Source organism: Streptomyces sp. CT34 (genome assembly GCF_000805335.1).
Classification (GTDB): Bacteria; Actinomycetota; Actinomycetes; order Streptomycetales; family Streptomycetaceae; genus Streptomyces.
Genome location: NZ_KN708638.1, coordinates 1,821,188 through 1,831,328, shown reverse-complemented (window position 1 = coordinate 1,831,328; position 10,141 = coordinate 1,821,188). Strand labels below are relative to the sequence as shown.

The following is a 10,141-nucleotide window of genomic DNA, read 5'->3' as shown; positions in this document are numbered from 1 at the left end:
CCGGCGGCCGCCCGCCGGATCTGCCAGGGGCGGGCGCCGATCGCGCGCAGCATCGCGAACTCGCGGTGCTGCTGGGTGACGGCGGTGCCCATCGTCGAGGCGACCACGAACACCGACAGATAGACCGAGCCGAGGAGCAGGACGACCGCCATGTCCCCTACGTGGTGGGCCGCCATCGCGCGCCGTGCGGATGCGGGGACGCGGTCCGCGCCGGTGGCGGCGAGCATCGTCGTCGACGCCCCGACCACGGTCGCGGCGAACAGCGTCGCCACCGCCGTCCCCGCGAACGCGGGCCGGTGGCCGCGCAGCGCGGCTCGCGCCAGTCCGCTGGACATGTGTCCCCCTCTTCCACCGTTCGCACGGTTCTGACCGTTCTCGTCGCCCGGTTCCGTCTCCGGACCAGCGTGACGGCCGGCGGCGGTCCGCCACCATGCGGCCGGCACCCCTTCCGGGGTGGGGTTTTCCGCAGGTCCGCGGGGTGGAGAGCGGCCGGGCGGGGGCCGCTGCCGGGCGGGGCCGGGCGGGGAGTGAGGGGGAGGCCGTCGCGGGGCGGCCCCGGGACCTCGTAAGGTCGTATCCGTGTTGGAGGAGATGCGGATCCGGTCCCTGGGCGTCATTGACGACGCCGTTGTCGAGCTGTCCCCGGGCTTCACGGCGGTGACCGGCGAGACCGGCGCCGGCAAGACCATGGTCGTCACCAGCCTCGGGCTGCTGCTGGGCGGGCGCGCGGACCCCGCCCTGGTGCGGATCGGCGCCAAGTCGGCGGTGGTGGAAGGCAGGATCACCCTCGCCGCCACCGCCCCCGCGGCCGTACGGGCCGAGGAGGCCGGAGCGGAGCTGGACGACGGCGCGCTGCTGATCAGCCGCACGGTCTCCGCCGAGGGCCGCTCGCGCGCCCACGTGGGCGGCCGGTCCGTACCGGTCGGCCTGCTCGGCGAATTGGCCGACGACCTGGTCGCCGTCCACGGCCAGACCGACCAGCAGGGCCTGCTGCGGCCGGCCCGCCAGCGCGAGTCCCTGGACCGCTACGCCGGGGACGCGGTCGCCGTCCCGCTCGCCAAGTACACCGCCGCCCACCGCCGGCTGCGCGCGGTCGCCGCCGAGCTGGCCGAGCTGACCACCCGGGCCAGGGAACGCTCCCAGGAAGCCGACCTGCTGCGCTTCGGCCTCGACGAGATCGCCGCCGCCGAGCCGCAGCCCGGCGAGGACACCGAACTCGCCGCCGAGGCCGAGCGGCTCGGGCACGCCGAGGCGCTGGCCTCCGCCGCGTCCGCCGCGCACGCCGCGCTGGCCGGCAACCCCGAGGACCCCGAGGGCGTCGAGGCCACCACCCTGGTCGCCGGCGCGCACCGCGCGCTGGAGGCCGTCCGCAGCCACGACCCGGCGCTCGCCCATCTCGCCGACCAGCTCGGCGAGATCGGCATCCTGATGGCGGACGTCGCGGGCGAACTGGCCGGTTACGCGGACGGCCTGGACGCCGACCCGCTGCGGCTGGCGGCCGTCGAGGAGCGCCGCGCGGCCCTGAACCACCTGGTCCGCAAGTACGGCGAGGACATCACGGCGGTGCTGGCCTGGTCCGAGCAGAGCGCCGCCCGGCTCGCCGAACTGGACGGCGACGACGACCGGATCGGCGAGCTGACCGCGGAGCGCGACGCCCTCCGCGCCGAACTGGGCGAACTCGCCCAGGAGTTGACCGACGCCCGGACCGCCTCGGCGGAGCGCTTCGCGGACGCGGTCACCACCGAGCTCGGCGAACTCGCCATGCCGCACGCCCGGGTGAGCGTCGCCATCCGCCAGACCGAGATCGCCGGGGACGCCGAGGACACCGACGGCATCGAGGTGAACGGCCGCACCGTGGCCTACGGGCCGGCCGGCGCCGACGAGGTCGAACTGCTCCTCGCCCCGCACCCGGGCGCCCCGCCCCGGCCGATCGCCAAGGGCGCCTCCGGCGGTGAGCTGTCCCGGGTGATGCTCGCCGTGGAGGTCGTCTTCGCCGGCACCGACCCGGTGCCGACCTATCTCTTCGACGAGGTCGACGCGGGCGTCGGCGGCAAGGCGGCCGTCGAGGTCGGCCGGCGGCTGGCCCGGCTGGCGCGGACGGCGCAGGTCGTGGTGGTCACCCACCTCCCGCAGGTCGCGGCCTTCGCGGACCGCCAGCTCCTGGTGGAGAAGACCAACGACGGCTCGGTCACCCGCAGCGGCGTCACGGTCCTGGAGGGCGAGGAGCGGGTCCGCGAACTGTCCCGCATGCTCGCCGGCCAGGAGGACTCCGAGACGGCCCGCGCCCACGCGGAGGAACTGCTGGAGACGGCGCGCACGGGGGCGTAGAGCCTGTCCGACGACGGCGGGGGCGGACGGCCCCAGCAGCCCGGGGGCGCCGGCCGCCCGGGCGGGACACACGTACGGAGAAGGCCCCGGGGCCGGGGAGTTGAGCACCCGGCCGCGGGCCGGGTGAGGGGAGTGGCATGGTGGCGAGGGCAACGGGACGCATCCCGGCGCGGATGGCGGCGCTGACCGCGGCGGCCGGGGCGACCCGGGCCGGGTACGCGGCGCTGCGCCGCCGGCCGCCGGGCGGCGCCGGCCGGTGGGAGCGGAAGAACCACGCGGGCCGCACCGTCACCCTGCACGCGGGACCGGCGACCGCCCTGGGCACCGCGCTCGCCGCGGCCGGCACCCCCGGCCTGTCCGCCCGGACCCGCGGCGCCGCCGCGCTCGCCGTCCTGGCCGCCGGGGGCTGCGGCGGGTACGACGACGTGGCCGGCGCCGGCGACCCTCGGCGCGGGTTCCGCGCGCACCTCTCCGCGCTGCGGCAGGGCGAGATCACCAGCGGGGCGGTGAAGCTCTTCGGGATCGGCGCCGCCGGGCTCGCCGCGGGCGCCCTCCTCAAGGAGCGCCCGGCCGACAAGCTGCTGGCGGGGGTGGTGATCGCGGGCTCGGCCCATCTGGTCAACCTCCTCGACGTCAAACCCGGCCGGGCGGCCTGCGCCGTCCTGGCCATCGGCGCGCCGGGCCTGCTGCGCCGCGGGCCCGCGGGCCCGCTGGCCGCCGCGCCCATCGGGGCCGCGGCGGCGGTGCTCGCGGACGACCTCGGGGAGCGCACCATGCTCGGCGACGCCGGGGCGCACGCACTGGGCGCGGCCCTCGGACTGGCCGTCGTCGCCGGCAACAGCCGTACCGGGCTGGCCGCGCACGCCGCCGGGCTGGTCGCCGCCGCCGCGGTCGGCGACCGCGTCAGCCGGGCCGCCGCCCTCTGACCCGGGTCGCGGGCGCCTCTTCCGGGCGGACCGCCCGGGTCCGCGGTCGAGCCCGTACCGGAGATGAGCGGATCCGGACGCGGATCCGGACAGTGAAGGGCGGGTTCCGGACAGCGGTGGACGGGGACCGGACGGGGTGGTGCGCCTCCTCCGGAGGGCAATCCCCGTGGTCGGCTTGTCGCCCATGTGGGTGAATCCCGGGATCCGGGGGTGAGACTTCCCACCGGAACGGCGTCCGCACGGTGCCGAATTGACGTCTCAGGGCTGGCATCCTGGGCGCGATGCGCAGTGCCGCGGCCGGCCCGCCCCGTCCCTCCCGAGGACGGGCACCGCCCGCGGGCCACGGCGTATCGCAGCACTTCGCAGCAGGAAACCGCCCCGCCGGTACGGAACGTGCCGGCGCCGAACCAGGAGCCCGACCACGTGACCAGCACCCCGCACCCGGCGCACGGCCTGTCGTCGCTGCGCACGGTCCAGGTGCTCGGCCACGGCAGCGCCGGCAGCGCGGCGCACGTCCGTTCGCTGGCCGAAGGGCTGGTCGCGCGCGGCGTGCTGGTCACCGTCTGCGCCACCCCCGAGTCCGAGGAGGCGTACCGCTTCAGCGCGGCCGGCGCCCGGTTCGTGCAGGTCACCCCGCGGATGGACCCGGCGGGCATGGCCGCCCTGCGCAGCGCCTGCTGGGACGCCGACCTGGTGCACGCCCACGGCCTGCGGGCCGGGCTGCGCGCCTCCGTAGCGCTGCGCGGACTGTGCGGCCCCCGGGGCGGACGGGTGCCCCTGGTCATCACCTGGCACACCAAGGCGCACACCGAGGGCGCGCGGGCCCGGGTCGTGCATCTGATGGAGCGGCGGGTGGCCCGCGCCGCCGCCGTCGTCCTGGGTGTCTGCTCCGACCTCGTCGACCGGGCGCGCGAGCGGGGCGCCCGCGACGCCCGGCTGGCACCGGTCGCCATCCCGTGCCCGCGGCCCGGCGGCATCCCCGGCGGACCCGCGGACGACGACGGCGCCCGCGACAAGGAGCGGGCCGAACTGGGCGCGGTGGACCGCCCGTTGCTGCTCGCGGTGGGCCGGCTCGACGCGTACCAGGGCCACGATCTGCTGCTGGACGCGGCGCACGCCTGGTGCGCGCTGGACCCCCAGCCGCTGCTCGCCATCGCGGGCGAGGGCGAGCAGCGGGCCGCGCTCCAGCGGCGGATCGACAGCGAGCGGCTGCCCGTCCAACTGCTCGGCCGCCGTGACGACGTGCCCGAACTCCTCGCCGCCGCCGACCTGGTGGTGCTGCCCAGCCGGTGGGAGGCCCGTTCGCTGATCGCCCAGGAGGCGCTGCGCGCCGGGGTCCCGCTGGTGGCGACCGACACCGGCGGCACCCGCGAACTGGTCGGCCGGGCCGCGGAACTGGTCCGCTACGGGGACGCCACGGCCCTCGCCCGTACGGTGCTCGACCTGCTCGCCGACCCGGTGCGCCGCGACGCCCTCGCCGAGGCGGGCCTGGCCCAGGCCGCCGGCTGGCCCAGCGAGAACGACACGGTCGCCCAAGTGCTCAGCGTCTACGACGAGTTGACCCAGCCGGTCCAGCCGGTCTGACGCGCCGGGCCCTGCCCCACCGAACCGGTCCTACGGCCGGTCCGTATGGCGCCGCGCCCGCAGTGCCAGCCGCAGCCCGAGCACCGTCTGCGGATCGTCCAGGTCCGTGCCCAGCAGCTGGGCGATGCGCGCCAGCCGGTCGTAGAGCGTCTGCCGGTTCACGTTCAGATCGCGGGCGGTCTCCGCCTTGCGGCCGGCGCGGGCCAGATACGCCTCCAGGGTCGGCAGCAGCGGCTGGCGGGCGCCGCGGTCATGGGCGAGCAGCGGCCCGATGGCGCGCTCCACGAAGTCGGTGAGCACCCCCTGTTCGCCGTGCTCCCGCATCCGCCACAGCAGCAGCTCGATGTCCAGGCGGCGGGCGTCGTACCAGGGCTGCTCCGGCAGCCCCTGGGCGGCTGCCGCGGCCTCCCCGGCGTGCCGCAGCCCGGGGCCGGCCGCCGCCCAGTCGCCGGCCGTCCCGACCACGACCACCGGGCGGTGCGCGGACGGCCGGTCCAGGCCCGCGCGGGCGACCCCGGCGCGCAGCGCCCCGGCGATCCGGCCGGCGAGCGCGGCCCGGTCCTGGCCCGCCCGCAGCGCCACCAGCAGTGGGACCCGGCCCTCCGCGGGACGGACGCCGAGCAGTACGGGCACGCCGGGCGCGGCCAATTCCTCGCGCAGCACCTGGGCGAGCAGTGCCCAGCTGCCGGGGGAGGGCAGCGCGGCGGGCAGCCGCATCACCACCGGGAGCACCGGGTCGGCACCCGGCCGGAACCCCAGGAGCCGGGCCTGGGCCGGGGCCTCGGCCGCGGAGATCCGGCCCTCCGCCAGCTCGGCGAGGAAGTCCCCGCGCCCGCGCGCGGCCAGCACCTCCTCCTGGCGGGACTGGAGCATGACGACGGCGAGCAGATCGGCGGCCCGCTCCGCGGCGATCCGGTGGACCGGCGCGAGCGGGGCGTTGACCGGCAGCAGCACCAGCCGGGCGCGGACCGATTCGGGCCCGGGCCCGCCCCCGGGCACGTCGATCCGCACCCCGGCCTCGCGCAGGCCCTCCCAGGCCAGCAGCGGATCGGCGTCCGCCGGCCCCTCGTCGCCCTCCGGCCCCGCCGCGTACAGCGGGCTGCCGTCGGGCGCCTCCAGGCACAGCGGATTGCCGGTGAAGACGGCGAGCAGCCGCAGCACCTCGGGGGCCCCGCCGCCGCGCAGCAGCACGTCCGTACAGCGCCGCAGCAGCTCGTCGGCCCGTCGCAGCAGGGTGTAGTGGCTGTTGACGATCTCGGTGTGGATCTCCTCGGTCACCGTGACGTACGGGACCTCGCGGTGCAGCTGCACCAGCGGCAGCCCGCAGTCCCGCGCGGCGTCGACCAGCGCCGCGGGCAGTGCGTCGAACCGGGAGCCCAGCTCCACCACCAGTGCGGCGATGTCCCGGTCCGCGAGCCTGCGGACGAAGGAGCGCTGCTCGGACGGCCGGGCGCCCACCCCGAGACCGGTGGTCAGCAGCAGCTCGCCGCCCTTGAGCAGCGAGGCGATGTGCGGGACCTCGCCGGCGTGCACCCAGCGCACCGCCCGGTCCAGCCGGTCCTCGCCGGCCAGCACCTCCGGCAGACCGCGCCGCAGCGCGGGCAGCTCCAGCGCCCTGCGTACCGTGATCTCGGCTTCGATCTTCCCTTGCGGCCCCATGGCGACGAACGCTACCCGCAGTACGGCCGTCCGGAAGGCCGCGGTCCGGCCGGCCGCCGCCGCGCACCCGGGCCGCGGGCCGCCCCTCCCGCCCGTACGGGCACCGCGCTGCCCGCTCCAACTCCTTTTCGGCTACGCCCCGTTGACGGTGCCCCACCGGCTCGGCAGGGTTCCCGGTACCTCCGTGGCAGGAGCACTCCCGTCACACACCCCCCACAAGGAGCAGCCCGTGATCACCCGTCGCAGTCTCCTCGGCGGCCTGGCCGCCGGCGCCGCCACCGCCGGCCTGGCAACGGCCGGCCGCGCCCTCGGCGCTTCCGCCCCCGCCCCCGCCCCCACCGGCCCGCCCGCCGCCGCCCTGCCCCTGCACATCGTCAACAGCTCCGGCTCCCACGCCAACTCCTCGATATGGGTCTACATCCTCGGCAACGACGGCACCCGGCAGGTCCGGGTCACCGCCGACGGGCAGATCAAGCCCGTCGCCGTCGCCGACAACGGCCCGGACGGCTTCACCGACTACGCCATCCCGCTCGCCGCCACCGGCACCACCACCCTCCAACTCCCCCAGATGTCCGGCCGGATCTACACCGCGCTCGGCGGCAAGCTCAGGATCAAGGCGGTCGCCGACGGCAATGGCAGGCCCGCGCTCGCCTACCCCGCGGGCTGGGTCGCCACCGACCCCAACTACGACGTCCTGCACGACTGCGCGGAGTTCACCCACACCGCCGGCGGGATGTACTGCAACACCACCATGGTCGACATGTTCAGCGTGCCGCTGGCCCTGCGGCTCACCGGCGCCCGGGACCAGACCACCGGCACGCTCAAGGACGGCGCCCGCGCCCGGATCTTCTCCGACGTCAAGGGCGCCGAGGGCTTCGACCGCCTGGTCATCGGCGACAAGCGCGTCATCGCCCCCGGCCACGGCCTGGACAGCGGCCTGTTCGGCAAGGACTACCTGGCCCCCGCCATCGACGAGGCATGGACCGCCTACGCGTCCAAGGACCTGACCGTCACCACCCGCGCGGGCACCTTCACCGGCCGGGTCAGCGGCGACCGGCTCCGCTTCACCGGCCCCAAGGCGGTCTCCTTCGCCAAGCCCACCACCCGCGACGTCCTCTTCTGCGACGGCACCCTCGCCGCCCCCAACGACGGCACCCTCGGCCCGGTCGCCGCCGTCCTCGGCGCCGCCCTCAACCGCTCCACCCTCACGACCCACCCCGCCCAGCCCACCACCGACCCGGCCGCCTTCTACCGGCAGCGGCTCACCAACCACTACGCCGCCGCCATGCACGCCGCGACCCGGGACGGCAAGGCGTACGGCTTCGCCTTCGACGACGTCGCCGGCTTCGCCTCGTACATCGAGGACCCCGCCCCGAAGGAACTCACCCTCACCCTGACCGCCTTCTGAGCTCCGGCACCCCTCGTCCCGGTACGCGAAAGGTGCCGCCCGGACCACCGGGCGGCACCCCGGACCGCGGAACCGCCGGACGGGCGCCGGGATGCCCGCTACCCCCCGTACGCCCCGCTCGCGGTCAGCCGCAGCGCGGTGTCGATCAGCGGAACGTGGCTGAACGCCTGCGGGAAGTTCCCCACCTGCCGCTTGAGCCGGGGGTCCCACTCCTCCGCCAGCAGCCCCAGGTCGTTGCGGAGCGAGAGCAGCTTCTCGAAGAGCTTGCGGGCCTCCTCCACCCGGCCGATCATCGCCAGATCGTCCGCCAGCCAGAACGAGCAGGCCAGGAAGGCCCCTTCGTCCCCTTCGAGGCCGTCCACGCCGGGCACGTCCCCGGCCGTCGGATAGCGCAAAACGAAGCCGTCCTCGGTGGACAGCTCGCGCTGGATGGCCTCGATGGTGCCGATGACGCGCTTGTCGTCCGGCGGCAGGAAGCCCATCTGCGGGATCAGCAGCAGCGACGCGTCCAGCTCCTGGGAGCCGTAGGACTGGGTGAAGGTGTTGCGCTCCTTGTCGTAGCCGTTCTCGCAGACGTCCCGGTGGATGGTGTCGCGCAGGTCCTTCCACCGCTCCAGCGGCCCGTCCACGTCCCCGGACTCGATCAGCTTGACGGTGCGGTCGACCGCGACCCAGGTCATCACCTTGGAGTGCACGAAGTGCCGGCGCGGACCGCGGACCTCCCAGATGCCCTCGTCCGGCTCGTCCCAGTGCTTCTCCACCCACTGGATCAGCTTGATCTGGAGCAGCGAGGCGTAGTCGTTGCGGGCCAGCCCCGTCATGTGCGCCAGGTGCAGCGCCTCGGTGACCTCGCCGTAGACGTCCAGCTGGAGCTGCCCCGCGGCACCGTTGCCGACCCGGACGGGACGCGAATTCTCGTACCCGGGAAGCCAGTTGAGGTCGTTCTCGCCCAGCTCCCGCTCACCGGCGATGCCGTACATGATCTGGAGGTTCTCCGGATCGCCGGCCACCGCGCGCAGCAGCCACTCCCGCCAGGCCCGCGCCTCTTCGCGGTAGCCGGTGCGCAGCAGCGACGACAGGGTGATCGCCGCGTCCCGCAGCCAGGTGAAGCGATAGTCCCAGTTGCGGACCCCGCCGATGCACTCCGGCAGCGACGTGGTCGGCGCCGCCACGATCCCGCCGGTCGGCGCGTACGTGAGCGCCTTCAGCGTGATCAGCGAGCGCACCACCGCGTCCCGGTAGGGCCCGTGGTAGGTGCAGTGCTCGACCCACTCGCGCCAGAACTCCTCGGTCGCCTCCAGCGCGCCCTCCGGGTCCGCCACGGCGGCCGGCGGCTGGTGGTGCGAGGCCTGCCAGCTGATCGTGAACGCGATCCGCTCCCCGGGCGCGACGGTGAAGTCGGAGTACGTCGTCAGGTCCTTGCCGTACGTCTCCGCGGACGTGTCCAGCCACACCGAGTCGGGCCCGGCGACCGCCACCGTCCGCCCGTCGACCTTGTGCACCCACGGCACCACCCAGCCGTACGCGAACCGCATCCGCAGCTCCGAGCGCATCGGGACCCGGCCGCTGACGCCCTCCACGATGCGGATCACCTGCGGCGCACCGTCCCGCGGCGGCATGAAGTCGATCACCCGGACGGTACCGCGGGGGGTGTCCCACTCGGATTCCAGAACGAGTGAATCCCCCCGGTAGCGGCGACGGTCGGCCTGCTTGGGGCCGTTGCCGTTGACCGGGCCCATCCGCCAGAAGCCGTGCTCCTCGGTGCCCAGTAGCCCCGCGAAGACCGCCGGCGAGTCGAAGCGGGGCAGGCACAGCCAGTCGACCGTGCCGTCCCGGCACACGAGTGCGGCGGTCTGCATATCGCCGATAAGTGCGTAGTCCTCGATGCGCCCGGCCACGTGCATCTCCCGTCGAACTGGAGTCACGCCCCCCATGGGACGTTGTGTGCTGTCCGTCCTGCCCATGAAACGTCGCCGAGCAGCTGGACCGGAAATTTCGGGCGGGGGTGGTGCCTTCTCCGGACGGCTCGTAGCGAGTGTCCGAGCAGGATACGACGCGGTCGGGTGTGGCGCGCGGTGCTCACGACGAGTGGAGTGCTCCGAACGAGTGGCCTGGATGATCCCGGGTGATGTCGCCCCTCGCCGGAGTCGCCGGGAGCGACCATGCCCGGTCGCTGATAGCCTGGTACCCCGTGGACCGGTGGGACGCCCTGAGATGTCACGGCAGAAGTACGGCA

7 protein-coding genes are annotated in these 10,141 nt (G+C 75.3%); 4 read left to right on the top strand and 3 right to left on the bottom strand.

Features of this window, described 5'->3' with window-relative positions:
* Positions 1-335: FtsX-like permease family protein (locus RZ84_RS40780; protein ID WP_347232739.1), on the bottom strand; the 335-nt coding region annotated here is incomplete at its 3' end.
* A 256-nt stretch (positions 336-591) separates the two neighbouring features.
* Here RZ84_RS40780 and recN point away from each other — a divergent pair.
* From recN to RZ84_RS08160, 3 genes are all read left to right on the top strand, one after another.
* Complete coding sequence (gene recN, locus RZ84_RS08170; protein WP_043263731.1) at positions 592-2,328, top strand: DNA repair protein RecN; 1,737 nt, start codon at positions 592-594, stop codon at positions 2,326-2,328.
* 137 nt (positions 2,329-2,465) lie between these two features.
* A complete protein-coding gene (locus RZ84_RS08165) occupies positions 2,466-3,254 on the top strand; it encodes a hypothetical protein (protein WP_043263730.1) in 789 nt (262 codons plus the stop codon).
* 423 nt (positions 3,255-3,677) lie between these two features.
* Positions 3,678-4,838, top strand: coding sequence for a glycosyltransferase family 4 protein (locus RZ84_RS08160; RefSeq protein ID WP_043269391.1), 1,161 nt, complete (start codon positions 3,678-3,680; stop codon positions 4,836-4,838).
* A gap of 30 nt (positions 4,839-4,868) precedes the next feature.
* Here the strand turns inward: RZ84_RS08160 and RZ84_RS08155 are convergent, their stop codons facing one another.
* Positions 4,869-6,497 (bottom strand): PucR family transcriptional regulator, encoded by a 1,629-nt coding sequence (locus RZ84_RS08155; RefSeq protein WP_043263729.1) that lies wholly within the window; start codon positions 6,495-6,497, stop codon positions 4,869-4,871.
* Positions 6,498-6,726: 229 nt separating this feature from the next.
* Here RZ84_RS08155 and RZ84_RS08150 point away from each other — a divergent pair, with 229 nt between their 5' ends.
* A complete protein-coding gene (locus RZ84_RS08150) occupies positions 6,727-7,905 on the top strand; it encodes a beta-1,3-glucanase family protein (protein ID WP_043263728.1) in 1,179 nt (392 codons plus the stop codon).
* A 98-nt stretch (positions 7,906-8,003) separates the two neighbouring features.
* Here the strand turns inward: RZ84_RS08150 and RZ84_RS08145 are convergent, their stop codons facing one another.
* Positions 8,004-9,809: a glycoside hydrolase family 15 protein gene (locus RZ84_RS08145; RefSeq protein WP_043263727.1), complete on the bottom strand. Its 1,806-nt coding sequence runs from the start codon at positions 9,807-9,809 to the stop codon at positions 8,004-8,006.
* Positions 9,810-10,141 lie beyond the last annotated feature (332 nt).

Excerpts from the sequence above, each read along its gene's own strand:
- recN (WP_043263731.1), top strand. The coding sequence starts at position 592 with ATGCGGATCCGGTCCCTGGGCGTCATTGACGACGCCGTTGTCGAGCTG.
- RZ84_RS08165 (WP_043263730.1), top strand. The coding sequence starts at position 2,466 with ATGGTGGCGAGGGCAACGGGACGCATCCCGGCGCGGATGGCGGCGCTG.
- RZ84_RS08155 (WP_043263729.1), bottom strand. The coding sequence starts at position 6,497 with ATGGGGCCGCAAGGGAAGATCGAAGCCGAGATCACGGTACGCAGGGCG.
- RZ84_RS08145 (WP_043263727.1), bottom strand. The coding sequence starts at position 9,809 with ATGCACGTGGCCGGGCGCATCGAGGACTACGCACTTATCGGCGATATG.